Raw genomic sequence first — 24,795 nt, 5'->3', positions numbered from 1 at the left:
TCGCTGAAGCATGAGTCTTCGCCAAAAACTGTTGTTGGTCGCACTTTGTACGCTCGCCCTGCCGGTCGCGGGCTGGTTATACGTGCGTCAGATGGAAGGCATCTTGCGCCAGGGGCAGGAGCAAGCCCTGACCGCAACCGCGACGGCCGTTGCGCGCAGCCTTGCCGTCACCGACGTGCCGCTGCCACAGCCGGGCATTGGCTGGTATGTGCAGCAGGCAGTGAATCCCATCACCATCGATGGTTATGGCGACGATTGGGCGCCCATGACGCCGTGGAGTCAGTCGCTGGGCAAGCACGGCAAGCTGCTGCTGGCCGAGGACGACAATGGTTTCTACATTTACATTGACGTGCGTGCGCCGCGTCGTACGCGCGCCGATGCGGGTGATCCCAATGCGCTGTCGTCCGATCATGTGATCCTGGATCTGGTGCAAGGGGCGCAGCATCGTCGTTATTTGATTGCCAGTGCGGCACCCGGTGCTTTTACGGCGCTGACACTCGATCCTGCCGCTGGCGACTTGCCCGACCGGATCGTTGGCCAATGGCAGGAAGACGGCAGCGGTTATCGCGCTGAATTGCGTTTGGCTCCCGGTCTGGGGCTCAGTGCATTGGGGGTTGGCAATTACACCGCCGTCGATGGCGGCGATCCGCTTGCTGCGGAAGTGCGTGCGCTCTGGCGTTATTCGCCGGATCTTGCACAAGAGCTGTCGCGTATGGCGCCAGAAGACACGCGCGCGCGTTTGGTCGCACCGGCAGGTTGGGTGCTGGCACAGAGCGGACATCTCACTACGTCAGGCCCGCAACCGGGCTGGTTCTCGTCGGTCATCTATCGTTCGCTGCTGGCTAATCCATTGGAAGAAGCCGAAGCGTGGACCTCTGATGCACCACGGCTGGATTTACCGGAAATCCAGAGTGCGCGCACCGGTCAGCCCACCACGGTATGGCGTCAAGGCGAAGAACGCGACAGCGTCGTGCTGGCGGCGGCAGTTCCGGTGGAACGCGATCGCACCGTGGTCGGCGTGCTTTTGCTGGAACAAGCTAGCCGAGCAGTGCCATTGCTCGCCAATCGCGCTTTCCTGAGTCTGTTGCTCACCAGCTTCGGCGTGACGTTGGTGGCGGGCGCGATCCTGCTGCTGTTCGCGACGCGCCTCAGTTTGCGCCTGGGCCGGTTGCGCGATGCCGTGGAACGCGCGCAGGTCAATGATGGGCGTTTGGACGGCCAAATGATCCAGAGCCATTTTCCGATGGCGGAATCCGATGATGAAATCGGTGACCTGGCGCGCAGCTTCCAAAAGCTGTTCGAAGCGGTGGGTGGTTACACCGATTATCTGCGCACGCTGGCCTCAAAACTCTCGCATGAACTCAATACGCCATTGGCGATCGTGAAGTCATCGCTGGACAATCTCGAACATGCGGAACTATCCGCCGAAGCTCAGCCCTATCTGGCACGCGCTCGCGATGGCGTGGCGCGGCTGGGCACCCTGGTGCGCGCGATGAGCGAGGCCAGCCGGATGGAACGGGCGATTGTGGCCGCAGAGCCGGAAGATGTGGATCTGGTCGACGTGGTGCGCGGCTGTGCCGATGCCTACCGCCCGCTAGCCGGTGCGCGCCGATTGGACTGCGTACTACCTCAGCAGCCTTTGCATTTGCACGGCGCACCGGAACTGATCGCTCAGGCGTTGGACAAGCTGTTCGACAATGCCTTGTCCTTTACACCTGCGGATGGCTGGCTGCGGCTCAGCTTGCGCCCGGTCGACGACGGGGCGGAGATCGAACTGGCTAACCAGGGGTCGCCGCTTCCTGCCGCGATGCAGGGACGGCTGTTCGACTCGCTGGTGAGCCTTCGCGACAAAGCCACCCCGGGCGATGCGCCGCATCTTGGACTAGGGTTGTATGTGGTTCGCCTGGTGGCAGAGCGCCATGGTGGCATTGCCTCGGCGCGTAATCTTGAAGATGGGAGCGGCGTGGCGTTCAGCCTGCGCCTGCGTGGGATGCCCAGGCAGCGTTTAGCGGGCTAGTCGCCGCTGCCCCTCGAAAATCGCAGTCTTGTGTGCTGTATGCCACTACCTCAGCGTCATTCCGGTGCAGGCCGGAATCCATGGCAAGTACGAAGCGTGGATTCCGGCCTGCGCCGGAATGACGTTGAGGCGTGAACGGATATCACTAAAGGTAGGTGGGTAACCAAGCCCGCAAGGGTGGGCGAAACGGCGGCCCCTCCCTATACAATTACCCTTTCCCGCGTTCCATCGGACTTCCCCAACGTGATTTCCCGCGACCAATTCGACGCGCTCGCCGCGCAAGGACACACCCGTATCCCGCTGGTGCGCGAAGTGTTCTCCGACCTGGATACACCGCTCTCGGTCTACCTGAAGCTGGCCGATGGTCCTTACACCTTCTTGTTCGAATCGGTTGAAGGCGGCGCTACGTGGGGACGCTATTCGATCATCGGCCTGCCGGCCACCCGCGTCTATCGCCTGCGCGGTCATGAGCTGGAAGTGGAAGACGCCGGCGAGATTGTCGAGCGTCGACATCTGGATGATCCGCTCGCCGAGATCGAAAACCTGCGCAAGCAATATGACGTGCCGCGCTTGCCGCAGCTGCCGGCGTTCAGTGGCGGACTGGTGGGTTACTTCGGGTTCGAAACCATCGGCTATATCGAGCCGCGTCTTGCGCAGTGGGATCGCAAGGACGAACTGGGGACTCCCGATGTATTGCTGATGCTCGCCGAAGAAGTGGCGGTCTTCGACAACCTCAAGGGACGTCTGTATCTGATCGTCCACGCCGATCCTTCGCAGCCGCAAGCGTACGCGCACGCGCAGCGCAGGCTCGATGCCTTGACGCATCGCCTGCGTCAGGGCGGTGCATCTTATCCGCAGCTGACACAGTCAACGGCACTGGATGAGAGCGATTTCAAATCGTCCTTCACGCGCGAGGAATTCGAGGCGATGGTGGATCGCGCCAAGGAATACATCCGCGCCGGCGATATCTTCCAGGTGGTTCCTTCTCAACGCCTGAGTGTCGGCTTCAATGCGCGCCCGGTAGATGTGTATCGTGCGTTGCGTGCGATGAATCCCTCGCCTTACATGTATTTTGTGGATCTGGGCGATACGCAGATTGTCGGTTCGTCGCCGGAAATCCTGGCGCGCCTCAAGGATGGCAAGGTCGTCGTGCGGCCTATCGCCGGCACGCGTAAGCGTGGCGCTAACGAGGAAGAGGACAGAGCGCTCGAAGCGGAACTGCTGGCCGATCCCAAGGAGCGCGCCGAGCACGTGATGCTGATCGATCTGGGCCGCAACGACATCGGTCGTATCAGCGAGACCGGCAGCGTTGAAGTCAGCGAATCCTTCGTGGTGGAACGCTATTCGCACGTCATGCATATCGTGTCGCAGGTAGAAGGTAATGCGACACCGAATCTGAGCTACATGGATGTGCTGAAAGCGACGTTCCCCGCCGGCACAGTCAGCGGCGCACCCAAAATCCGCGCGCTGGAAATCATCCAGGAACTGGAACCCTACAAGCGCAACATCTACGCCGGTGCCATCGGCTGGATCGGCTGGTGGGGTGATGCGGATACCGCCATCGCCATCCGTACCGCCGTGATCCAAGACGGACGCCTCCACGTGCAGGCTGGCGCGGGCATTGTTTACGACTCCGATCCTGCGTCCGAGTGGGAAGAGACCATGAACAAGGGGCGCGCGCTGTTTCGAGCCGTGGCGCAGGCAGCCAAGGGGCTTTGATCCGGCGCTGCGCCGCAAGCAAGTTCTTTTAACGCAATGCCCGGGCGATGCATGTGTATCCTCGGGTTTTCCATAAATGGGGATGGAAATGTCTGAGAAGGCGCGCGGAGACTCGCCCTATTACCGCCCGGATATTGATGGCTTGCGCGCCGTCGCAGTGCTGTTGGTGGTGTTCTTTCACGCCGGATTTTCCCTGTTCAAGGGCGGATTCATCGGTGTGGATGTGTTTTTCGTGATCTCCGGATTCGTGGTGTCGCGGGCGATTCAGCGCGGGCTGACAGACGGGAATTTCTCGTTTATCGGTTTCTATCTGGGGCGAGCCAAGCGTCTTGCTCCGGCACTTTATGTGTTGATGGGATGCGTGTTCGTTTTCGCGTTGCTTTATCTGATGCCAGACGACGCGATGCGAACCCTGAAGACGCTTGGTTACGCCAGTTTGCTGTCGTCCAACATCTATCTGGCGCACAAGACCGATTACTTTGCCTCGCAGACCAACAATCAGCCTTTGCTGCACATCTGGTCGCTGTCGGTCGAGGAGCAGTTCTATCTGGTATTGCCGGCCTTGTTGCTGCTGAGCTGGCGCTGGCAGTCACGCTGGCGCTTGGCTTTGTTCGTGTGCCTGGGTATTGCGTCGCTGTGCGCGTCCCAATGGGCAGTGTCGCATGCGACACAAGGCGCCTATTTTCTGACGCCTTATCGGGGCTTCGAGTTCATGACGGGCGTCCTCCTGTCCTTCAGGCGCGACGCGATCCGCGGCGTTGCCGCAGACGCTGCTGTTGTGGCGGGGTTGATCACTACGTTGCTTTCCGCGTACCTGCTCAGTGCCACGACGCCTTACCCAGGATGGATGGCGCTATTTCCCTGTGTTGGAGCAGGTCTGATCATAGGGTTTGGAAGGGCCTCCCGAATCGCCGCTGCGTTGCTGGGTAATGGCGTCATGCTTTTCCTTGGCCGTATTTCCTACAGTTTGTATCTCTGGCACTGGCCCGTGCTATTTGCGTTTCGGCGTTTTGATGCCAGCACTTTGCCGTGGACATGCGTTGCGATTGTTTTATCCATCGTGCTGGGGTATCTGTCTTATCGCTATGTCGAGACGCCTCTGCGCTATGCGCGCACCCGAAGGCGGCGCGTGATTCTCGGCTATATCGCTGCGCCCATTCTTGGCGCCTTTGCACTGTTCTTTGTGGGACAACTTACGGATCAGTTCGAGCGTTTGTATCCCGCAGGCTTCCAGCGGCTCTACGCAAGTGCCAAGCAAAGTACGTGGATGAATCCACGTGGCCGCCAATGCTGGGATCAGGTGGCGTTGACGAACGCGGCGACATGCAGCTTGGGCGATACCGTGCTGCCAACCAATGCGGTGATGCTTGGAGACTCCCACGCGTATCATTTGATCCAGTTCATGGATCGCCTGGGCAAGGCATACCAGCTGTCCATCCACGACCTGGCTTTTCCTCTTTGCGCACCGATAGCGAAAGCGCCCAAGGCAGATGCAGCGAACCTGAAGGCCACGCAGGAAAAATGCGCGGCCCACAATGCAACTGCTTTTGCCTATGTGTTGGCAAACAAGCAGATCAGCACGGTTTTTGTGTCGGCCAACTGGGACATCTACGCCAATGCGCCAACCACCGGCTTGATCAATGGATTCGGTTTCCGGCAGGGGGGATTTGCCGACGAACTGGGCAATACCGTTGCCATGCTTCTGCAAGCCGGAAAACATGTCGTTCTTTTCGATGACATCCCGGCGGAGCCGGAAGTGCTCACGAACTGTCAGCTCTACAACCAGATGTGGCTGCCACTGGCGAGGCGTGACTGCAGTTATCCCGATAGCGTGGCGAATGACGCCCATCGGGCGACATTCGCGGCGTTGTCAGAAGTGATGAAGAAGTATCCGCAAGTGAGTCTGATCAATACTTACGACGTGCCTTGCAGCGCGGATCGCTGCCATACGTCCCTGCAAGAGGTGCCGCTCTACGTGGCCAACGATTATGGACACCTCAATGTGGTGAGCAGTGGGCTCTATTACGATGCCTACAATGCAAAGCATCCAGGGCAGCTTGCCCAGATCATGAGTGAGACAAAGCCGCAGAGCCTGGACAAAGCCCCCGTGGCTTCCACAGCTCCATCTCATGCAACGGGCTCATAAGCCCATGAACGGGAACGAAGAGACATGGCACAACGTATTTGCCGTTACTCGATCATCGGTGTTGTTTCACTCGCCGTTGCACTGCCAGCCTTGGCGAAACAGCCTCCGCAAAGCTGGCCCGATACCGTGTTGAGCCGCACGCAGGCATTGGCCGAATTACAAACCTTGAATGCCGAGTTGCTCAGCCATCCAAGCGCGACGTTGACACTGGAGCACTGGTGCAGCGTGCACCACTTGGCGCTCGACGCGAAGGTCGTGGCCCGTCGTGTGCACGGCGAGGACAAACCGCTACCCGATGGCGCCCGAGCTTTGTTGGGTATTGGACCGGATGAACCGGTACGTTATCGCCGCGTGGCGTTGAGTTGCGGCGATGTGGTGCTGTCCGACGCAGACAACTGGTACGTCCCGTCGCGTCTTACCGCCGCGATGAATCAGCTACTGGATAACTCCGACGTGCCATTTGGCAAGGTCGTGCAGCCGTTGCATTTCCGCCGTCAAACCTTGTCCGCCGAACTGCTGTGGTCGCCGCTGCCGGAAGGCTGGGACAGCGGAGCGCCCCTGCCGCCGCCGAGCAGCGCATCCCTGGCGATCCCGGACCACGTGCTGCAGCATCGGGCTGTGCTGTACACCGCCGACAATCAACCGTTCAGCCTGGTGGTCGAGAGCTACACCGGACATGTGTTGAGTCGACCCTGACAGTCCCATCACGAACGGCGTAATGCCCTGATTTTATTAGCGGCGGCGCTCACCGTTGAGGCTGGTGGTGTTTACCTATGGGCGTGATTTTCATGAGGATTTGCGGAGGCTTGCCGCCAGTAGTGAGATGACGGCAAGGCGTTCCATCGCGCACAATGGACTCCCATGCCGCGATGCGGCATCGCTGGATGGGCGGCAAGTCCAGCCCATCCAAATGGCCTATCACAGGATTTTCCCCGCCATGTTGCTGATGATCGACAATTACGACAGCTTCACCTTCAACCTCGTGCAGTACCTCGGCGAGTTGGGGCAGGAGGTAAAAGTGGTGCGCAACGATGCGATGGATGTCGCGGGCATCCGCTCGCTGAGGCCGTCGCACATCATGATTTCGCCAGGGCCTGGTACGCCGGATGATGCCGGTGTGTCGCTGGATGTGCTGCGCGAACTGTCGGGGGAGATTCCTGTGTTCGGCGTCTGTCTTGGCCATCAGGCGATCGGTCAGGCGTTTGGCGGGAAGGTGATTCGCGCCAAGCAGATCATGCATGGCAAGACCTCGCCCGTGCGCCATCTCGGCAAAGGTGTGTTCGCCGGGCTGCCGGATCCGTTCGAAGCCACCCGCTATCACTCGCTGGTCGTGGAGCAGGCGTCCTTGCCCGATTGTCTGGAGATTACCGCGTGGACGGAAAATCCCGACGGTTCGATCGACGAGATCATGGGTTTGCGGCACAAGACGCTGGCGGTGGAAGGCGTGCAGTTCCATCCTGAGTCGATTCTTACCCAATATGGCCACGACCTGTTGCGTAACTTCCTGGGCCTGCCACTGCAAAAGCTCGCCGCATGACCGGGCGCGCGATCACCATCACGCCGCAAGAAGCGCTTCAGCGGACGATCGAGCATCGCGAGATCTTCCATGACGAGATGATCGCGCTCATGCGGCAGATCATGAATGGTGAAGTGAGTCCGTTGATGACCGCGGCGATCATCACCGGCCTGCGTGTGAAGAAAGAGACGGTTGGCGAAATCACCGGCGCAGCACGCGTGATGCGTGAGCTATCGGCCAAGGTGGATGCGCCACCGCATCCACATTTTCTGGATATCGTCGGCACCGGTGGCGACGGAGCGTCCAGCTTTAATATTTCTACCGCTTCCATGTTTGTCGCGGCAGCGGCTGGCGCGCGGATCGCCAAGCATGGTTCGCGCAGCGTGTCGTCGAAGTCGGGCAGTGCGGATGTGCTTGAGGCGCTGGGAGCGAAGATCGAACTTTCGCCGGCGCAGGTCACGCAGTGCATGATCGAGACCGATATCGGTTTCATGTATGCACCCAACCATCATCCGGCAATGAAAGTGGTTTCGCCGGTGCGCAAGGAGATGGGAGTACGCACGCTGTTCAATATCCTTGGGCCACTCACCAATCCTGCCGGTGCGCCAAATATCCTGATGGGAGTTTTCCATCCGGATCTTGTGGGTATCCAGATACGCGCGTTGCAGGCACTCGGTGCGCAGCATGCGATGGTAGTGTGGGGCCGTGATGGCATGGACGAAATTTCGCTCGGCGCCGCCACCCTGGTTGGCGAGTTGCGTAATGGCGATGTCCACGAGTACGAGATCGAACCGGAAGATTTTGGCTTGGCCATGGCTTCCAGCCGCAATCTGCGTGTAGAGAACGTGGCCGAATCCAAGGCCATGCTGCTGGATGCGCTCGACGATCGACACGGCGTGCCGCACGACATCGTGTGTCTCAATGCGGGTGCCGCGCTATATACCGCCGGTCTGGTCAATTCCATTGCCAGCGGCATCGAATTGGCCCGTGCGACCATCGCCAGTGGCGCCGCTCGTGCCAAAATGGAGACATTCGTGGCAACCACCCAGCGGCTCGCTGATACGGGTACCGGCTGAGTGTTAGCCTCCTCCTTTCATTTGTCCCCCATGCCGATCACCCATCCATGACCGACATCCTTCAACGCATCCTTGCCCGCAAGGCCGAAGAACTCGCCGAGCGCAGCACCAAGCTGCCGCTGATAGAGCTGTCTGCGCGCGTGAAGGACATGCCCGACACTCGCGGCTTTGCCGCCGCCATCGAGGCCAAGATTGCCGAGGGGCTTCCTGCGGTGATCGCGGAAGTGAAGAAAGCCAGCCCCAGCAAGGGTGTGATTCGTCCCGAGTTCGATCCCGCGGCGATCGCACGCAGCTACGAGGCGGGCGGCGCGGCGTGCCTCTCTGTACTGACCGACAAGGATTTCTTCCAGGGCAGTGAGGATTTCCTGCAACAGGCGCGCGCGGCGTGTTCGCTGCCTGTGCTGCGCAAGGATTTCATCATTGATCCGTACCAGGTCTATGAGGCGCGAGCCATCGGCGCGGATTGCATCCTGCTGATCGTGGCGGCCCTGGGCGATGCGGATCTGCTGGAGCTTTCGCTACTGGCTGCCAATCTGGATCTGGATGTGCTGTGCGAAGTGCACGATGCCGAAGAACTGGAACGTGCCCAGGCCGTGCCGGTGCCGCTGATCGGCGTCAACAACCGCAATCTGCGCACCTTCCACACCTCGCTAGATACGTCGCTCCAATTGCAGGATCTGATGGAATACGACCGCATTCTGGTGGCGGAGTCCGGCATCCACACGCCCGATGATGTTGCCCGCTTGCGTGAGGCTGGCATCAACGCTTTCCTGGTCGGTGAAGCGTTTATGCGCGCTGCAGATCCCGGTCTGGAATTGAAGCGGCTGTTCGATACGCACTGATCATGTCGACAGGGGATAGAAACATCGCACCGGACAACACCGGCGCTGACGATCGCGCGTCGCGCATCGTGCTTTTTGATTTCGACGGCGTGCTGTTTCAGGGCGACTCGTTTTCGATGTTCATGCGCCATCGCTACAAGCAGTCGTGGCTGAGCAAGTCGCTCGCCGTGCTGAGCATGCCGTGGTGGTTGCTTTGTCTGTTGTTGTCGCGATGGTGGGGCGCGCGTGCGCTGGTGCACGTGGCCTTGTTTGGCATGGGGCAGAAACGCTATCAGCAGATAGCCGAAGCGTTTGCCGATGATCTGGTGCGTCGTCCACGCCAGTTTTACCGCGATGGCCTGCTGGCGTTGCGCAAGCACGTTGCCGACGGCGATGAGGTGATGGTGGTGACGGGGTGCGAGCAGGTGCTGGCCGCCCGTCTGCTTTCGCAGCTTGGTCTGCCGGAAGTGGGTGTGATCGGTTCGCAGCTGAAACCGGGCTGGTTTGGCATGCGGATTACCGTGCACAACGTGGGGCGGCGGAAGGTGCAAAGCTTGGCCGCTCGCGGCGTGAAGGCATGGCGGGTCGCCTACGGCGATTCCATGTTCGATGTGCCCATGCTCAAACAGGCCCGCGAGGCCGTACTGGTCAACGGCACGCCCAAGCTGTGCAAGCGAGTAGAGAAAGCCATTGGCCGGACGGTCACGCGGGTGGCCTGGTTTTGAGCCTTATCTGACACTTGCCGAAGTGTCGCCATCGAGATACGTTAGCGCTAACGCATTTTGTTGGCTCGAATCATGTACCTCGAATCCCTGGGCAAACTGGCGCTCGGCAGTCGTCTCAAAGCGCTCAGCGATCACTTCTATGGCGCGGTGGATGAGGTCTATCAGGCGCGCGGAGCCCGCATCGAATCACGCTGGATGCCAGTGCTGCGCTACCTGTCGGATATCGGCCCCAGCTCGGTGACCGAAGTGGCCGATGCCATCGGCCAGACCCATTCGGCTGTCAGCCAGCTCACCGACAAACTGGTGCGTGCGGGCATGGTGCGGCGGCGGCGCGACCCGGCGGATGGCCGTCGTACGGTGTTGACGCTGACAGAAAAGGCCAACAGTGCGCTGGCGGAATTGGGGCCGCTCTGGTGCGCCGTGCGCCGCGGCGTCTCCGCGTCGCTGGGCGAGAACGCCATGCGGTTGCTCGATATGTTGGCTGCTTGCGAAGGCGTCCTGAAGGAGCGCCCGATGGCGGCGGCGATTCTCGCCGAGCACGACGCGATCATGTCGACACCGCTGGAGATCGTTCCCTACGAACCGGCGTTGCGCGAGCATTTCTATCGCTTGAACGCGCAATGGCTGGAGCGCTATTTCCGCATTGAAGATATCGACCGTGCGGTATTGACCGATCCGGAGCGTTACATCCTGCAACCCGGCGGTGCGATTTTCTTCGCGCATCTGGGTGAGGACGTCATTGGCACCTGCGCCTTGCTGCAGGAATCCCCCGGCGTGTACGAACTGACCAAGATGGGCGTCGATGAAACCTTTCGGGGCATGGGTGCCGGCAAGCGTCTGCTTGATGCCGCAATCGCCGAATTTCACCGGCGCAAGGGCAAAACCTTGTTCCTGGAATCCAGCAGCCGCCTCAAGCCGGCACTGGGCATGTATGAAAAGGCCGGATTCCACCTGCAGCCGAACATCCGCCCGGATTCGCATTACGAGCGCGCGGATGTGTACATGATCTATCAGCCTGCATAGTTCGAGCAGCAGATCGATGCCGTAAGGCTCAATCTTGCCCAGCCTTCATTCCCGTGAAGGCGGGAGGCTTGAAAAAACCTCTCCATCACGGATGGTTTGCGCGGGCCTTTTTTGCTCGTCATCCCAGCGAAAGCTGGGATCCGGTGCCTTCGATGTGGCAAAGACGCTGGATCCCAGCTTTCGCTGGGATGACGGTAAGGTGATGTTGGGGATCCCGGGTGAATGCCTTTTGTGCGAATAGCCAATTTGCCAACCTCCCGCTTTCGCGGGAATGACGGAAAAGCAGGGAGTGGCCCATAAACCGGCTAGGGCAAGTTGGCGACTCACCCCGGAGGGGCAAATCCTCAGCGTGTGCCGCGCACCACGATCGTCTTACCGGAAACCTCGATCATGCCTTGCTCCTCCAACTGCTTGAGCACGCGACCCACCATCTCGCGCGAACAGCCCACGATGCGGCTGACTTCCTGACGGGAGATGCGGATCTGGGTACCGGCCGGGTGGCTCATCGCATCCGGCTCCTGGCACAGGTCGAGCAGGGTGCGCGAGATGCGGTTGGTGACGTCCATGAACGCCATGCGGCTGACCTGGCGCGAGGTGCGCAGCAGGCGCTGCGTGAGCTGGGCGCCGATAGCAAACAGGATCTTCGGGCATTCCTCGCGCAGCGGGCCTTCCATCAGCTGGAACAGGCGCTCGTAGCTGATTTCGGCCATTTCGCATGGCGTGCGCGTGCGCACCATGGATTCACGCTGGGCCTGCTCCACGAACAGCCCCATTTCGCCGATGAACTGGCCGCGGCTGATATAGGCCAGGATCAGTTCTCGGCCCTGCTCATCCTCGGTGCAGACGGCGAGCGAGCCCTCCATCACGTAATAAAGGGTGTTGGCCGGGTCGCCTGGACGGATGATGGCGGTCTTGCCGGGATAACGGCGGCGGTGGCAGAGCCCCAGGAATCGCTCCATGGAAGCGGGGTCTGGCGCGAACCCCAGTGGAGCCTGTGAACGTTCGAATGCTTGTTGTAATTGATATTTCAGCTGCACCACAGAAGTTTCCCCAAGCTGAGTAGTCCCAAGGGCCGCCCCTACCGGCGGCCGTATTGACTGAACGCATCCCTTGCGACTTTTGCATTATGGCAAAGACGACACGCGGCTGTGGACCTCCCCGCGGTTCTGTTTTTCATCGTTTTGCCGCATACTTCGCAGTCTTCCGCGGATGGTGGCATTTGCCATCGTCCGTACACAAGGGGCGTGCAGGATAAGGGTCCAGCATGCCTATCCAATCCAGCGGGGACCCTTGTAGCTAACCCGCCTCACCTGTCGGCCGTAAACCGGCCATGGAGTGTCGCCGTGGTGAAACCACTTCCCCGTCTGCGCCTGCAGGGTTTCAACAACCTGACCAAGGCCCTGAGCTTCAATATTTACGACATCTGTTATGCGGTGTCCGAAGATCAGCGCCAGCGCTATATCGAGTACATCGACGAGCAGTATGACGCCGATCGTCTCACCCAGATCCTGACCGACGTGGCCGAGATCATCGGCGCGAACATCCTCAACGTGGCCCGCCAGGACTACGACCCGCAGGGTGCCTCCGTGACCATTCTCATCTCCGAAGAGCCGGTGGTGGAGAAGCTGGGCCGCGACACGATTTCCGATGCCGTCGTGGCGCACATGGACAAGAGCCACATCACCGTCCATACCTACCCGGAAACGCATCCGCACAATGGCATTGCGACCTTCCGCGCGGACATCGACGTGGCCACCTGCGGCGTGATCTCCCCGCTGAAGGCCCTGAACTACCTGATCGACAGCTTCGAATCAGACATCGTGGTCTGCGATTACCGCGTGCGTGGCTTCACCCGCGACGTGAAGGGCAAAAAGCACTTCATCGACCACAAGATCAACTCGGTGCAGGACTACCTGGCGCGCCACATTCGCCAGAAGTACGAGATGTTCGACGTCAACGTGTATCAGGAAAACATCTTCCACACCAAGATGCACATCAAGGACTTCGACCTCGACACCTACCTGTTCGAGGCGCATGCGGACGATCTTTCGTTCAAGGAGCGGCAGAAAATCGAACAGTTGCTGCGTCGGGAAATCGAAGAATTGTTCCACGGTCGCAACCTGATGTAACAAAAAGCCCGCCGAAAGGCGGGCTTTTTCGTTTTCTCTTCGGCGATGGCTTCTCTGGCGCTTGCCCGGACGATTCACCACCACCTCATCGTCATCCCGGCGAAAGCCGGGATCCAGTGCCTTTCATGCCCTCAAGTCGCTGGATCCCGGCTTTCGCCGGGATGACGATGAGGCAGGGTCGGATGTGTTGGCAAGAGACAAACCCCCAACTCAAACCCGATACGCCACCGTCTTCATCAGCATCGAACTGGCATGCATCAGCTGCGGAATTGGAAACAGCAGCGCAATGCCGCCTCGCTCCTGCGCCTGCTGTGCATGGCGCACCTCATCCGTCTGCATCTGCTTCAACACCGCGCGCGAGCGCTCATCCTGCTCGGGCAGCTTGTCCATGTGATCGGCGAGGTGCGCTTCCACCTGCTTCTCCGTCTCCATCACAAAGCCAAGACTCACCTTGTCGCCCGCCAGTGCCGCCAGAGCGCCGATCGCGTAGCTGCCGGCGTACCACAGCGGATTCAGCAGGCTGGGGCGGCTATCCAGTTCGTGCAGGCGCTGGGCGCACCACGCCAGGTGATCGGTTTCTTCAGCGGCGGCGTGCTGCAAATGGGTGCGGTTTTCTTCCTTGCGCGCCAGTGCGGCTTGCCCGTCATAAAGCGCCTGCGCGCAAACTTCGCCGGTGTGGTTGATACGCATAAGGCCAGCAGCGTGTTCGCGTTCGGCGTCGTCCAGCTCGGCCTCGGCGATGCCGTGCGAAGGTGAAACGCGGTGTGCTTCGGGTGATCCGGCCACTGTTTCGAGCGCGCGTTCGATACCGGCAAGCAAGCGATCCAACGGTGTCAGGGTGCGTACGTTCATCAAATGACTCTTCAAGGGTTCCATTGCTGCGCGAGCAGGGTCAGCGGATGCATCGTCGGCAGCACTGAAGCCTGCTCGGCAAGACCAGCGGCCAAATGCAGCTGGCAGCCGATATTGGACGACAGAAGCAGCTGCACATCCAGCGAATTGATGTGTGACAGCATGTCGCTGCGCATCCGCCCAGCGCGTTCCGGAAATTGCAGGACATGGCTGCCTGCCGCGCCACAGCAGTAGGGCGGGGTGGGCAGACGTTTCATTTCCAGTTTCGGAATGCACTGCAGTAGCGTCATCAACGCGCTGTCACTGCGCGCCACATTGGATTGCGTGCAAGGCACATGCAGCGCCGCGCGCAAGGCCAGTGGCCGAAAGCGCAATTGGGTGATGCGATCAGCGAGCAGGCGATAAGGATCATCGACGCTTACCCCGGGTAGTGCGCGGCGTAGCGCAGTCAGGCAGCCCGGCGTAATGGTTACCAGGCTGTCCGCATCTGCATCGGCCCATGCTTGTTGGACGCGTTCCATAGAGGCATGTGCCTTGGCGGTCACACCATCATGCAGATCGAGCGCGCCGCAGCAGAAGGCAGGCATGCGGATCACGCGATAACCGGCGGCGCGCAGCAGCGTTTCGGCCGCGCGTTCGGCGGCCTGATCTTGAACGCTGGCGGCACATCCGGGGAATAGGGCAACCGTGCCTGCCGTGGCTGGAGTCATCTCAGATGAAGATGAGACTCGAGGCGGTGGCTTAGCCTTCTCTATGAGAGAAAGCGCTGTTCGCCATGCGGCAAAGCTCGGGCTACTCAGTAAGGGGGAAAGCCACATCGCCGCGCCCGTCCAGCGGGCCACGCGCTGCAACCATCGGTTCAACCAGGGGCGTTTGATCACACCAAGCAAGGTGCCAGGACGCTGCGGAGCGGGGCCGAGCAAGGCCCGGGTTTCCACCAGCAGCTCCTCAAATTGAACCCCCGCCGGGCATACCCGCTGACAACTCAGGCAGCCTAGGCAATGATCCATCGGCTCCCGGAGCTCAGGCGTTGGCGCGACCTGTCCCCGGGCCAGCGCCGCGCCAATGGCGATGCGGCCACGGGGCGATTCCGCCTCGTTGCCATCCAGGGCATAGGTAGGGCAAACGGGCAGGCAGAGGCCGCATTGCACGCACTGGTCGGCCAGCACAGCGATGCGATGGTGGGGCTTCTCAAGAGGCATGCGAGGGTCGGCCCAATGTGTCTACCTGGCCTGCGTTGTGTCTGCATGGCCGTTAGGTGGTAGTGCGTGGCGCTGCGCCTGACTGGCCGTCAGGTCAAGCCGCGCGCTGCCGCATGACGGCCATGCAGACACAACCCTTCGGGCCGGGTCTGTTTGCTCGCCGGGCGGCGTCATCACTCGCTTATGTATCGACATACACCTCACTCGTTCTTCCTTGCCCGTCCGGCAAACAGATCCCGGCGCAGCCCAGGTAGACACATTGGGCCGACCCCATGCTATCATTCGCAGCTCGCAGCCCACCGTGGGCTTGCGCGATGGATGTAAGCTTCGCTATCATCTCGCGCCTTTGTTCCATCGATTCCGCGTACCGCCCTTAGTGGCGGCAGACAGGTATTCAGAAATGAAAACGTTCAGCGCCAAGCCGGAAAGCGTCAAGCGCGACTGGTACGTGGTTGATGCCACGGACAAGACGCTCGGTCGTCTCTCGACCGAAATCGCGCATCGCCTTCGTGGCAAGCACAAGCCCGAGTTCACTCCTCATGTCGACACCGGCGACTATATCGTCGTGATCAATGCCGAGAAGGTGGCTGTCACCGGCGCCAAGCTGGACGACAAGAAGTACCACCGTTTCACCGGCTATGTCGGCAACCTCAAGACCACCAGCCTGAAAGATCTGCTGGCCACCCATCCCGAGCGCGTTATTGAGATCGCCGTGAAGGGCATGTTGCCGAAGAATCCGCTGGGCCGCGCCATGTACCGCAAGCTCAAAGTTTACGGCGGCGCCGAACATCCGCATACCGCCCAGCAGCCGCAGGCGCTGGAAATCTAAGGAAGCAACATGGCGATTCAGCAGAATTACGGCACCGGCCGCCGCAAGACCTCCGCAGCTCGCGTGTTCCTGCGCAAGGGCACCGGCGCGATCGAAGTGAATGGCAAGACCCTGGACCAGTTCTTCGGTCGTGAGACCTCGCGCATGATCGTGCGCCAGCCCCTCGAACTGACCCAGAGCACCGATAAGTTCGACATCAAGGTCACCGTTGCAGGTGGCGGCATCACCGGCCAGGCCGGCGCCATCCGCCTCGGCATCGCCCGCGCCCTGATCGAGTACGACGAAAGCCTGAAGACCCAGCTCCGCAAGGCTGGCTTCGTGACCCGCGACGCCCGTGAAGTCGAGCGTAAGAAGGTCGGTCTGCACAAGGCACGTCGCGCTACCCAGTTCTCGAAGCGCTAATCCTCGCAAGAGGCAGCGACTCGACCGTCCGGTGCATCAAGTCAGAGCGCACCGCTCGGCAAGGTATTGGGAGATCGTCTAACGGTAGGACAACGGACTCTGACTCCGTTTATCTAGGTTCGAATCCTAGTCTCCCAGCCAAAATAAAAAGCCCGCCTTCATGGCGGGTTTTTTATTTTGGCTGGGAGACTAGGATTCGAACCCCTTTTTCGAACTATACGACCATGCCAATACCTGGAGAGAATCACCGATCCCTTTGGCTCACACTTGCTTCGCGTTGAGGCTTGGAACCTGGGCTAACGCCTCTGCAATGAAGTCCATAAACACAATGGCACGCCGAGGGAGTAGGCGGTTTGCGACATACAAGATCTGTATCGGCACCGGCGCTGCGATTTGCTTACTCAACAACAGACGAAGCTGACCACGCTTTAATCCCTCTTCGAATAACCACCGCGGTCCGTAGCCCACACCAATTCCTGCCATGACTGCTTCGCGTACGGCGTCTGGTGAGTTCACCCGAAACCTGCCGGTCACCGATACGTCACCATCCTGGAAGCGCCAGGTACTCCCTGACGACAGCAGCGAATAGATCACACATTCATGGTTGCGTAGGTCATCGGGTGTTTTGGGTGCACGGTGTTGATCCAGGTAGTGTTTGCTTGCGACGCAGACACGTTCGAACAATCCGATGCGGCGTGCGCGTAGCGCGCTGTCTTTCAGATGGCCAATACGGATCGCCAGTTCCGCACCTTCATCGATCAGATTTACGTAGCGATCGCTGATCTGTAGATCCAGGCTCAACTTCGGATAGCGTTTCAGGAATGAGGGCATCAGCGGCACGATGAAAGCGTGAGCCAGTGACGTGGGGCATGCCACGCGCAACAGACCCGATGGTTCCACGCTATCGCGGAAGGAAGATTCTGATTCCTCCACGGCATCCAGTATTCGTCGCGCCTCCGCGTAGTAGCGCTCGCCTTCGGGCGTCAGAGCCAACTTGCGCGTGGATCGATGAAGCAATCGGGTCCGCAGGTGTTCCTCCAGCGCAGCCACATAACGGCTCACATTGGGCTGACCCAAACCAAGGTCTCTTCCTGCGGCCGAGAAGCTGCCGGTTTCAACGGCGCGCGCAAAGCACTTCATCAACAAGAATCTGTCCATGGCGTCTCCGAAGATTCATGCAAATAAAGCATGGATCATATACGAAATGGCTTTCTTATCGCGTGTAAAGCATGAGTCCATAGTGCTTGTGAAGGCCAGTAAATCCAAGCTGGTCGCGTATTTGGCTCACAGGAGAATCTTCATGGCCCGCTTACAAGGCAAACGTACCCTCATCACTGGCGGCACCACCGGCATCGGCCTTGAAACGGCTAGGCAGTTCATCGCCGAAGGCGCACGCGTGATCGTTACCGGCGTTAATCCGGATTCCATCCGAAAGGCTCAGACTGAGCTGGGTCCCGACGTGTTGGTGCTGTTTGCCGACTCGGCAAGTGTGGCTGCTCAGCAGCAGCTGGCGCAGGACGTCCAGGCGCACTACGGCCAACTCGACATTGCCTTCATCAATGCAGGCGTGTCCGTCTGGCAAGCGATCGAAGCATGGACGGAAGATATGTTCGACCGTTCCTTCGACACCAACGTAAAGGGGCCGTATTTCTTGATCCAGGCGTTGTTGCCGGTTTTTGCCAACCCGGCCTCAGTGGTGCTCAACGCGTCCATCAATGCCCACGTGGGTGCCGCGCATTCGTCGATCTATGCCGCGACCAAGGCTGCCCTGCTCAACATGTCCAAGACGCTATCGGGTGAACTGTTGGGGCGAGGTATCCGCATCAACGCAGTCAGTCCGGGTCCAGTCAACACTCCGCTGTATGACAAGCTCGGCATCCCAGATATCTACCGCGAGCAGGTCAACAAGGACATTGCCGCCACCATTCCCTTCGGCCGCTTTGGTACACCCGAAGAAGTAGCCAAAGCGGTGTTGTACCTGGCTTCCGACGAGTCTCGCTGGACGGTCGGCTCTGAAATCATCGTTGATGGTGGTCGCACGCTAAACGGCTAATGACGCGGTACTTTCCCAGCCCTAACGAGGAGGCTCGTTTCCAGCGTCATGGATCTGGTGACAAATGAATCTGTCTCACTTTTGCGTCAACTGGCACGACTCAGCCAAAAAGCGTCTTGAGACCTGTGACAGCGATTTGCAGTCCCACGCAGAAAATAAAGAAAGCTATCAGCCGATTGAAGATCTTCTCGCCTTGCGAGCCGAGATAGCGCTCGATGCGCTGCGTGTTGAGAAAGAACACGTACACCAGCACACACATCACCACGATCGAAAGCAGAATGGCTGTCATGTTGTACAGCGTCTGGCGTAGATCGGTATTCGTGCCATGTGCACTCAAGGTCAATAACACCGAGATCGTTCCTGCTCCCGTGGTCAACGGAAACGTCAGCGGGTAAAACAGTTTGCTGTCGATATTGTGCTGTGCTGTTTGACCGACATCGCTGCTGCTGTCGGCACTGTCGTCCTTGTCGGAGGAGAGGAATTCCCAGCCCATCTTGCAGATCATGATGCCGCCTGCCAACTGCACCACGGGAATCGACAGGCCGAACAACTTCAGTATCCATTCGCCGGCGATCAGCGTCACCGTGCAGATGCAAAACGCGTAGAACGTGATCGTGCGTACTGCCAGCTTTTTGCCGGCGCTGTCCAGTTGCGTAAGAGAAGGCATCACCACGAAGGCGGTCCCGATCGGATTGACTACCGGGAACAGTGCCACCACGCCGATAAAGAGCAGATGGATAAATGTGTGGAGTTCGAATGCCATATCCCGTAAGCCCTGGTCTGGATGAGTGGCCTGCACACGCCGGCAAGATTCCCCGGCGAGTCCGCATCCATCATACGTCCTTCGAAATGGCTCTGGGGTAGGGGCGAGTCACCGATAAAGAGAGAGGTTTCAGCTTGGCGCAAAAAAAAGCCGGACTCCCAAGGAGTCCGGCTTTTCACAACCATCGAGCTAACTGACGGTTTAGTCGCTATGTCCACCGCCAAAGCGATAGTCGACCTGCAACATGAATTCCCGTCCATACACGTTGTAAGCGCTCTGGTTGTAATACGGGAATACCGTGTAGGCACGGTCGACTGGTGGCATCTTGTTGGTGAGGTTGTTGATCATCAACGACAGATCCAGGTTCTTTGTCGGCGAGTAGGTGAAACTCCAGTTGTAATAGATCCACGGCGCGACCCAGCCAGCGCCAGGCGTGGTGGGACCTTCCGACGATGCGATGTAGTTCGGCGTGCGGCCGTAACGGTGCCAGTACAAGGTGCTGGAGAATTTGTCATGCCACGACCAGGTCAGGTCGCCGGTGACCACACTCTTGAACTCGGTGCTGTTGTCGTAGAGGTTGTTGGTCAGCAGGTTGATCGGAGCTGCACCGGCGTAGAGCTGATAGGTGTGCTTCAGCAGATCCTGATAGGAGAAGTGCACCAGGAATGTGCCGATCGGATCGACGTCGAAATGATACTTCGCGTCAGCGATGAGCGAGTTGGCTTGTTCGCTCGACAGGTTCATGTAGTAGGTCGTGATGCTGGTGACCTGGTTCAGGCTATTGCGCTGCACTTGAGCGAGTGCAGCCGTACATGTCGGGGAGCTGGCGGGCAACTGCCCCAGCAAGCACTGGCTGTCCTGCGAAAGCAGTTCCGGAATATTCTGCTGGATGATTTCATTCTGGACCGACAGATGCAGGAAATCGACACTCAGGTTCAAGTTGTTCATCGGCGACCACACCGTACCTGCCGACCAGCTCGTTGCGGTCGTCGGCTTGAGGTCGCGGTTGGAGTAGATGTAGTTGATCGCGTTTTCGTAGTAGTTCTGGCAATTGGTGTTGCCATTGATGGCGCACAGATACGGATCTGGCATGTACGAGTAGGTGGTCGATGCGCCCAGGAACATCGACGCCAGGTCCGGCGCCATGAACGAGGTGGTGTAATTGCCGCGGATCAGCCAGTTGTCGAACGGACGATACTCAAGCCCGATCTTGTAGGTGAGCTTGTGGTTGGACGCGGCATCGCTGCCATTGCCGATGTTGTAGTAGTCGTAACGGGCTGACAGATCCATCGTCAGCTGCTTAAGCAGTGGCAAGTTGAACTCGAAGGCAGCGTCCTGATGCGAGCGTTCGCCGCCACCGGAGGTAGCAGACTGGCCCCAAACCTGACCGCTGGCCAGCAAGCTGTTCACAGGCTGATACCACGCCTGGCTGCCGCCTTCCAGCAAGAAGGCCAGCGCGGCATCACCGCCAGGCAGTGCGAACAGGCTGTCATTGCTGATCGTGGCGCGGGTAGTGTTGATCCAGGTGTTGCTGCTGGCTGGGATGTTCGTCGAGAAGCTGGCGTACTGCTGCGGTGTAATCGGCTGGAAGAACGCGTTGTAGTTGATGTTGTAGACGTTGTAGCCGTATTCGGTTCCCACCGAGCCGCCGCCCAGGAAGCGGTTGAGGAAGAAGTTGTCCACGGCGGAGGCCAGCCTGACCGGCATGCTCAGCGTGGTCTTGTCGCCCGAGCGCAGGAAGTAGATGTCCCAATTCCAGTTGGAGTTGCCGAACGTGCCCTTGGCGCCAACGTCAGCTTGATACAGCAGATCGTTCTGCCGGGTCATCACACCGTAGTAACCGCCGGGGATTTCTTCCGGAGCAAACGAGTACAGCGGGGAAACGACATTGCCGGTATTGGCATCGACGATGTTCGAGCCGAAGTCCAGCGGGCTCCAGTAATTGGTCTGCGAGCCGCCGTTGTCGTATTTCTGTTTCTGGAAGTCGACCAACGCGTCAGCGTAGAACTGAAGGTTGTCGCTGACGTTGTATTTGAGCTTGAGCATACTGTCGTAGCTCTCGTTCTCATTGGCCAGCGTCACGTAAGAGTTGGTCGCTGGCGATCCGCAATAATTGCCGGACAGCGGCGGGGTACTCTTTGCGCCATTGGTCAACACGGTGCTGCCGCCATAAAGGCCTGCAAGGCTGCCGCAGCCGTTGGGTGGGCTGATGAATCCGGTCTGGATGCCCGTATAGCTCGACGAGGCCGGATTACCGTAGTTCAGCACGCCGACCGAGACCGGCAGGATGTTCAGCCCGTTCGGGTTGTAGTTGGAGCTGTCGACAAACGGACGCTGGTAGCCCCACATCGGCGTTGAATGGTCGTACTCGAATGCACCGATGACGTCCAGCTTGCCAAAGTCGTGACCACCCACGGCAGAGAGGACGCTGCCGCCACCGCCGCCACCCTGGTAGGTATTGGAGCGCGCAGTCACTTCCACGCCGTCCATGTGCTGTTTGAGCACGATGTTCACGACGCCGGCAATGGCGTTGGAACCGTAAATCGACGAGCCACCACCGGGCATGATGTCGATGTGATCAACGATGGTGATGGGAATATTGGAAACGTTGGTGAAGTTGCTCTGGCCGTTGTAGAGCTGGCCGAACTGGCTGAGCGGCTTGCCGTCGATCAGCACCAGGGTGAAGTCGGGATTCAGGCCGTACAGGTTGATGGTCTGCGCGCCTGGCGTAATGTTGTTGCCGACGCTGCCGCCTGAAAAGTTCGCGCCAGTCGAGTAAACAGAGTTCGCCAGCACTTCTGCGACGTTGTTGAAGCCCTGCGCCTTCATGTCTTTGGCGGTAATGGTGTAAGTCGGCGTCGCGGTATCGATCTGTGCATCGTTGAACAGCGAGCCGCTGACCACAACCGTCTTCAAACGAGTCGCATCTGCGGGCTTTTCATTGCTCGACGACGACGATTGATCGTTATTGGGAGATGTCGTCTGCGTGTCCTGAGCGTGGGCGGCCGGAAAATACAAAACAGCCGCTATCACGGCGGCCAGCGCCGTGGTCCTTAATTGCTTACTCATTATTTTGGCTCCCTCGAATTTATGCACAGTCAGAAGATGTGACTGCAGGCACGCAACGCCCCTGCCCCTCACTCTCCCCTTATATAAATGTGAAGGCTTATTGACAATATGTCAAAAGTCGCATCCGCATTAATTTGCGATTAAATAATAGGGATATATAACTCGCTTGCTCAATGCAAAGTTTCGGTATTGATGCACGCCGAAATTGTCGTCACCTGAGCGCGAGAAAGTTTTATAAGTTATTGTTTTATATAATGTAATTATTTTCGACAAAAAAAGTTCCGTGCCAAGGTAGGGTAATGGCTTGCTCAACCGTCTTTAATCATTAGGGTTAAAAGAAAAGGCCCTGTTTGGGCCTTTTCTTTATAACAACGAAGAGGTTTATGAGTCACGCCATTTGGCGGGTGACTACATTATCTTGTCGCCGATTAAAACAACGTCCGCCGAGCGTCGTGCAAATAGGCCAACAGTGACGATGCCAGGAATTTGATTCAGATCATTTTCCAGCGCCACCGGATCGGCGATCTGCCAGCCGTGCACGTCGATGATCCAGTTGCCATTGTCGGTAACCACGCCGTCGCGCCAGACCGGGTTGCCGCCGCGCTTGACGATCTCGCGGCCGACTAGGCTGCGCGCCATGGGAATCACTTCGATCGGCAGTGGGAATTTGCCGAGCAGGTCGACGCGCTTACTGGCGTCGATGATGCAGACAAACTTCTGTGCTGCTTCGGCAATGATCTTCTCGCGGGTAAGCGCCGCGCCACCGCCTTTGATCAGGCGCTTGTGCAGATCGCATTCGTCCGCGCCATCCACGTACAGTGCGAGCGGGCCGGTGGCGTTGAGATCGAACACGGGGATGCCGTGCTTCTTCAGCTGTGCAGTGGATTGTTCCGAACTGGATACAGCACCCTGGATGCGATCTTTGATGCTGGCCAGCGCATCGATAAAGAAAGCGACCGTTGAACCGGTGCCGACGCCGACAATGGCACCATCTTCCACATACTTGATGGCGGCTTCGCCCGCCAGGCGCTTTTCGTCGCTGTTGCTCATGGCATCACCCCGGAAATCCAAAAAGGGAATGATCGTTGATTTGACATCTGGCCGCATCCTTGCCGCCGGTTTGGCAGGGTTCGCGGGGACTTGCTAGGGTGGCGCTGCCCGGCGTGACCGGGCGGTCCGTCGTTCGGACGATACGGAGAAAGCATGGCATCCGAGCCCCTCGGGCAACGTATACAACCCAGTCTGCGCCGCTGGGCCAATGCCTTGCGCAAGCACGGCTGGTTTCCGCATGTGCCGCTTGCCGTGCTGGTGGCCGGCGGCGCGCTGAAGCTGTTGCATCTGGACGTCGGGCGGGACTGGCAGCGCTATCTGGCCTTGGTGATGGAAGGGCAGTTCGACCAGCACGCCGCCGTGCTGCCGCCTCTGCTGATCGGCTTGGGGCAGTTGACCATGTCGGCCGGCCTGCTGATGCGCTCGCGCGTGGGCTGGACCATGACCGTCTTGATGACGATTGCCGCCATTGTCAGTTTGGTCCTGGGTCGCCATCAGAGCACACCGACGCTGATCTATTTTTCACTGCTGCTGCTGGCTCTGCTGATCAGCTGGCGAGCGTTCGATCGCTCCAGTCTTGCCGCCAGCACGCTGTTCGCTTTTACCTCGGTGGTGATGTTGGTGATGTACGCCACCCTCGGCAGCTATTACCTTGGCGCGGAGTTCTCGCCGCCCATCAAGGATCTGGTCACGGCGCTGTATTACGCCATGATCACCATGACGACCGTGGGCTATGGCGATATCGTTCCGCATACGCCGGAGTCGCGTCTTTTCGCGGTATCAGTGGTGGTGCTGGGTGTTGCGGTGTTCGCCACGTCGCTTACCGCCGTTGTCACGCCGATGATCAATCGCAGCCTCCAGCGTATCGTCAACCAGAAGGGGCGCATCATGAAGCGCAAAGATCATTACGTTGTCATCGGAAACACTTCGCTGGCGATCAATACCTGGCGTGAACTGGTCAAACGCGGACAGTCCGTAACACGTCTCCTGCGTGATGCGCCGGAAGAGGGCGAGCTGACGGAGGTCGATATCGTGGTCGGCGATTCCAGCGACGTTGATGTATTGCGACAGGCCGGTGCCCACGAGGCGAAGGCGGTGCTTGCTATGCGCGATGATGATGCGGAAAACGCGTTCACGGTGTTGGCCGTGAAGGAACTGGCTGGCACTGCGCGAACGGTGGCTGCCGTGAACGATGCACGGCATTTGAGTCGTATCAAGTTGGTGCAGCCGGACGTGATCATTGCGCCACAGGTGTTGGGTGGCGAATTGACCGCAATGCTGTTGACGGGGGAGAAAGTGACGGCGGATTTTGTGTTGGAGCGGGTGTTCCGGTAACGCTCAACTTTGTAGCCGCCATTCTGGCGCAAGTGCTCTACTTTCTAGGGAAGTGGCATTCGCCCAAG

At 59.1% G+C, this 24,795-nt stretch carries 21 protein-coding genes and 1 tRNA gene; 15 read left to right on the top strand and 7 right to left on the bottom strand.

Annotated elements, in window-relative coordinates:
• The first annotated feature begins 10 nt into the window (after window positions 1-10).
• From ISN74_RS15955 to ISN74_RS15915, 9 genes are all read left to right on the top strand, one after another.
• A complete protein-coding gene (locus tag ISN74_RS15955) occupies window positions 11-2,017 on the top strand; it encodes an ATP-binding protein (protein ID WP_188800155.1) in 2,007 nt (668 codons plus the stop codon).
• Window positions 2,018-2,260: 243 nt separating this feature from the next.
• On the top strand, window positions 2,261-3,736 hold the full coding sequence (trpE, locus tag ISN74_RS15950; protein ID WP_188800154.1) for an anthranilate synthase component I: 1,476 nt from the start codon (window positions 2,261-2,263) through the stop codon (window positions 3,734-3,736).
• 88 nt (window positions 3,737-3,824) lie between these two features.
• Window positions 3,825-5,882 (top strand): acyltransferase family protein, encoded by a 2,058-nt coding sequence (locus tag ISN74_RS15945; RefSeq protein ID WP_188800153.1) that lies wholly within the window; start codon window positions 3,825-3,827, stop codon window positions 5,880-5,882.
• Window positions 5,883-5,906: 24 nt separating this feature from the next.
• A complete protein-coding gene (locus tag ISN74_RS15940) occupies window positions 5,907-6,578 on the top strand; it encodes a hypothetical protein (RefSeq protein ID WP_188800152.1) in 672 nt (223 codons plus the stop codon).
• Between the two features lie 241 nt (window positions 6,579-6,819).
• Window positions 6,820-7,419 (top strand): anthranilate synthase component II, encoded by a 600-nt coding sequence (locus tag ISN74_RS15935; protein WP_188800151.1) that lies wholly within the window; start codon window positions 6,820-6,822, stop codon window positions 7,417-7,419.
• Window positions 7,416-8,474 carry an anthranilate phosphoribosyltransferase gene (gene trpD, locus ISN74_RS15930; protein ID WP_188800150.1) on the top strand — a complete coding sequence of 353 codons (1,059 nt, stop codon included), beginning with the start codon at window positions 7,416-7,418 and terminating at the stop codon, window positions 8,472-8,474. Before ISN74_RS15935 ends, trpD begins: the two co-directional genes overlap by 4 nt.
• A 47-nt stretch (window positions 8,475-8,521) precedes the next feature.
• Window positions 8,522-9,316, top strand: coding sequence for an indole-3-glycerol phosphate synthase TrpC (gene trpC / locus ISN74_RS15925; protein WP_188800149.1), 795 nt, complete (start codon window positions 8,522-8,524; stop codon window positions 9,314-9,316).
• Between the two features lie 2 nt (window positions 9,317-9,318).
• On the top strand, window positions 9,319-10,020 hold the full coding sequence (locus ISN74_RS15920; RefSeq protein ID WP_188800148.1) for an HAD family hydrolase: 702 nt from the start codon (window positions 9,319-9,321) through the stop codon (window positions 10,018-10,020).
• Between the two features lie 72 nt (window positions 10,021-10,092).
• Window positions 10,093-11,043 (top strand): bifunctional helix-turn-helix transcriptional regulator/GNAT family N-acetyltransferase, encoded by a 951-nt coding sequence (locus tag ISN74_RS15915; RefSeq protein ID WP_188800147.1) that lies wholly within the window; start codon window positions 10,093-10,095, stop codon window positions 11,041-11,043.
• Between the two features lie 344 nt (window positions 11,044-11,387).
• Here ISN74_RS15915 and crp read toward each other — a convergent pair whose 3' ends face one another.
• The gene (gene crp, locus ISN74_RS15910) at window positions 11,388-12,083 is read right to left on the bottom strand and encodes a cAMP-activated global transcriptional regulator CRP (RefSeq protein ID WP_188800146.1); all 696 of its coding nucleotides are present in this window, start codon (window positions 12,081-12,083) and stop codon (window positions 11,388-11,390) included.
• A 303-nt stretch (window positions 12,084-12,386) separates the two neighbouring features.
• Between crp and speD the strand changes: the two genes are divergently transcribed.
• Entirely contained in the window at window positions 12,387-13,172 is a 786-nt protein-coding gene (speD, locus tag ISN74_RS15905; protein WP_126685269.1) for an adenosylmethionine decarboxylase, read from the top strand.
• A gap of 210 nt (window positions 13,173-13,382) precedes the next feature.
• Here speD and coq7 read toward each other — a convergent pair whose 3' ends face one another.
• Both coq7 and ISN74_RS15895 read right to left on the bottom strand, forming a co-directional pair.
• Window positions 13,383-14,024, bottom strand: a complete 642-nt coding sequence (coq7, locus tag ISN74_RS15900; RefSeq protein ID WP_188800145.1) for a 2-polyprenyl-3-methyl-6-methoxy-1,4-benzoquinone monooxygenase — start codon at window positions 14,022-14,024, stop codon at window positions 13,383-13,385.
• Between the two features lie 11 nt (window positions 14,025-14,035).
• Window positions 14,036-15,226: a (Fe-S)-binding protein gene (locus tag ISN74_RS15895; protein WP_188800144.1), complete on the bottom strand. Its 1,191-nt coding sequence runs from the start codon at window positions 15,224-15,226 to the stop codon at window positions 14,036-14,038.
• A gap of 400 nt (window positions 15,227-15,626) precedes the next feature.
• Between ISN74_RS15895 and rplM the strand changes: the two genes are divergently transcribed.
• The 3 genes from rplM to ISN74_RS15880 all read left to right on the top strand — a co-directional run bounded on the left by rplM (window position 15,627) and on the right by ISN74_RS15880 (window position 16,598).
• Window positions 15,627-16,055 carry a 50S ribosomal protein L13 gene (rplM, locus tag ISN74_RS15890; protein ID WP_188800143.1) on the top strand — a complete coding sequence of 143 codons (429 nt, stop codon included), beginning with the start codon at window positions 15,627-15,629 and terminating at the stop codon, window positions 16,053-16,055.
• 9 nt (window positions 16,056-16,064) lie between these two features.
• The gene (gene rpsI, locus ISN74_RS15885) at window positions 16,065-16,457 is read left to right on the top strand and encodes a 30S ribosomal protein S9 (protein ID WP_126673400.1); all 393 of its coding nucleotides are present in this window, start codon (window positions 16,065-16,067) and stop codon (window positions 16,455-16,457) included.
• Window positions 16,458-16,524: 67 nt separating this feature from the next.
• A tRNA-Gln gene (locus ISN74_RS15880) sits at window positions 16,525-16,598 on the top strand.
• 120 nt (window positions 16,599-16,718) lie between these two features.
• Here ISN74_RS15880 and ISN74_RS15875 read toward each other — a convergent pair.
• Window positions 16,719-17,615, bottom strand: coding sequence for a LysR family transcriptional regulator (locus ISN74_RS15875; protein ID WP_188800142.1), 897 nt, complete (start codon window positions 17,613-17,615; stop codon window positions 16,719-16,721).
• A 142-nt stretch (window positions 17,616-17,757) separates the two neighbouring features.
• Between ISN74_RS15875 and ISN74_RS15870 the strand changes: the two genes are divergently transcribed.
• Window positions 17,758-18,510, top strand: a complete 753-nt coding sequence (locus ISN74_RS15870; protein ID WP_188800141.1) for an SDR family oxidoreductase — start codon at window positions 17,758-17,760, stop codon at window positions 18,508-18,510.
• Between the two features lie 100 nt (window positions 18,511-18,610).
• Here ISN74_RS15870 and ISN74_RS15865 read toward each other — a convergent pair whose 3' ends face one another.
• The 3 genes from ISN74_RS15865 to rpiA all read right to left on the bottom strand — a co-directional run bounded on the left by ISN74_RS15865 (window position 18,611) and on the right by rpiA (window position 23,392).
• The gene (locus ISN74_RS15865) at window positions 18,611-19,273 is read right to left on the bottom strand and encodes a MarC family protein (protein WP_188800140.1); all 663 of its coding nucleotides are present in this window, start codon (window positions 19,271-19,273) and stop codon (window positions 18,611-18,613) included.
• Window positions 19,274-19,474: 201 nt separating this feature from the next.
• On the bottom strand, window positions 19,475-22,342 hold the full coding sequence (locus tag ISN74_RS15860; RefSeq protein WP_188800139.1) for a TonB-dependent receptor domain-containing protein: 2,868 nt from the start codon (window positions 22,340-22,342) through the stop codon (window positions 19,475-19,477).
• Window positions 22,343-22,750: 408 nt separating this feature from the next.
• Window positions 22,751-23,392, bottom strand: a complete 642-nt coding sequence (gene rpiA, locus ISN74_RS15855; protein ID WP_188800138.1) for a ribose-5-phosphate isomerase RpiA — start codon at window positions 23,390-23,392, stop codon at window positions 22,751-22,753.
• Between the two features lie 153 nt (window positions 23,393-23,545).
• On the opposite strand from rpiA, the gene kch reads away from it, so the two are divergent.
• Complete coding sequence (gene kch, locus ISN74_RS15850) at window positions 23,546-24,727, top strand: voltage-gated potassium channel protein (protein ID WP_188800137.1); 1,182 nt, start codon at window positions 23,546-23,548, stop codon at window positions 24,725-24,727.
• The last annotated feature ends 68 nt before the right edge of the window (window positions 24,728-24,795 follow it).

The sequence above is a fragment of the Dyella caseinilytica genome, from assembly GCF_016865235.1.
Taxonomy (GTDB): Bacteria; Pseudomonadota; Gammaproteobacteria; order Xanthomonadales; family Rhodanobacteraceae; genus Dyella_B; species Dyella_B caseinilytica.
This window is presented reverse-complemented; position numbering and strand designations above follow the sequence as displayed.

What these genes read in the sequence shown, in the direction of transcription:
- ISN74_RS15955 (WP_188800155.1), top strand. Translation starts at nt 11, where the DNA reads ATGAGTCTTCGCCAAAAACTGTTGTTGGTCGCACTTTGTACGCTCGCC.
- ISN74_RS15945 (WP_188800153.1), top strand. Translation starts at nt 3,825, where the DNA reads ATGTCTGAGAAGGCGCGCGGAGACTCGCCCTATTACCGCCCGGATATT.
- ISN74_RS15940 (WP_188800152.1), top strand. Translation starts at nt 5,907, where the DNA reads ATGGCACAACGTATTTGCCGTTACTCGATCATCGGTGTTGTTTCACTC.
- ISN74_RS15935 (WP_188800151.1), top strand. Translation starts at nt 6,820, where the DNA reads ATGTTGCTGATGATCGACAATTACGACAGCTTCACCTTCAACCTCGTG.
- trpD (WP_188800150.1), top strand. Translation starts at nt 7,416, where the DNA reads ATGACCGGGCGCGCGATCACCATCACGCCGCAAGAAGCGCTTCAGCGG.
- trpC (WP_188800149.1), top strand. Translation starts at nt 8,522, where the DNA reads ATGACCGACATCCTTCAACGCATCCTTGCCCGCAAGGCCGAAGAACTC.
- ISN74_RS15920 (WP_188800148.1), top strand. Translation starts at nt 9,319, where the DNA reads ATGTCGACAGGGGATAGAAACATCGCACCGGACAACACCGGCGCTGAC.
- ISN74_RS15915 (WP_188800147.1), top strand. Translation starts at nt 10,093, where the DNA reads ATGTACCTCGAATCCCTGGGCAAACTGGCGCTCGGCAGTCGTCTCAAA.
- coq7 (WP_188800145.1), bottom strand. Translation starts at nt 14,024, where the DNA reads ATGAACGTACGCACCCTGACACCGTTGGATCGCTTGCTTGCCGGTATC.
- ISN74_RS15895 (WP_188800144.1), bottom strand. Translation starts at nt 15,226, where the DNA reads ATGCCTCTTGAGAAGCCCCACCATCGCATCGCTGTGCTGGCCGACCAG.
- rplM (WP_188800143.1), top strand. Translation starts at nt 15,627, where the DNA reads ATGAAAACGTTCAGCGCCAAGCCGGAAAGCGTCAAGCGCGACTGGTAC.
- rpsI (WP_126673400.1), top strand. Translation starts at nt 16,065, where the DNA reads ATGGCGATTCAGCAGAATTACGGCACCGGCCGCCGCAAGACCTCCGCA.
- ISN74_RS15875 (WP_188800142.1), bottom strand. Translation starts at nt 17,615, where the DNA reads ATGGACAGATTCTTGTTGATGAAGTGCTTTGCGCGCGCCGTTGAAACC.
- ISN74_RS15870 (WP_188800141.1), top strand. Translation starts at nt 17,758, where the DNA reads ATGGCCCGCTTACAAGGCAAACGTACCCTCATCACTGGCGGCACCACC.
- ISN74_RS15865 (WP_188800140.1), bottom strand. Translation starts at nt 19,273, where the DNA reads ATGGCATTCGAACTCCACACATTTATCCATCTGCTCTTTATCGGCGTG.
- ISN74_RS15860 (WP_188800139.1), bottom strand. Translation starts at nt 22,342, where the DNA reads ATGAGTAAGCAATTAAGGACCACGGCGCTGGCCGCCGTGATAGCGGCT.
- rpiA (WP_188800138.1), bottom strand. Translation starts at nt 23,392, where the DNA reads ATGAGCAACAGCGACGAAAAGCGCCTGGCGGGCGAAGCCGCCATCAAG.
- kch (WP_188800137.1), top strand. Translation starts at nt 23,546, where the DNA reads ATGGCATCCGAGCCCCTCGGGCAACGTATACAACCCAGTCTGCGCCGC.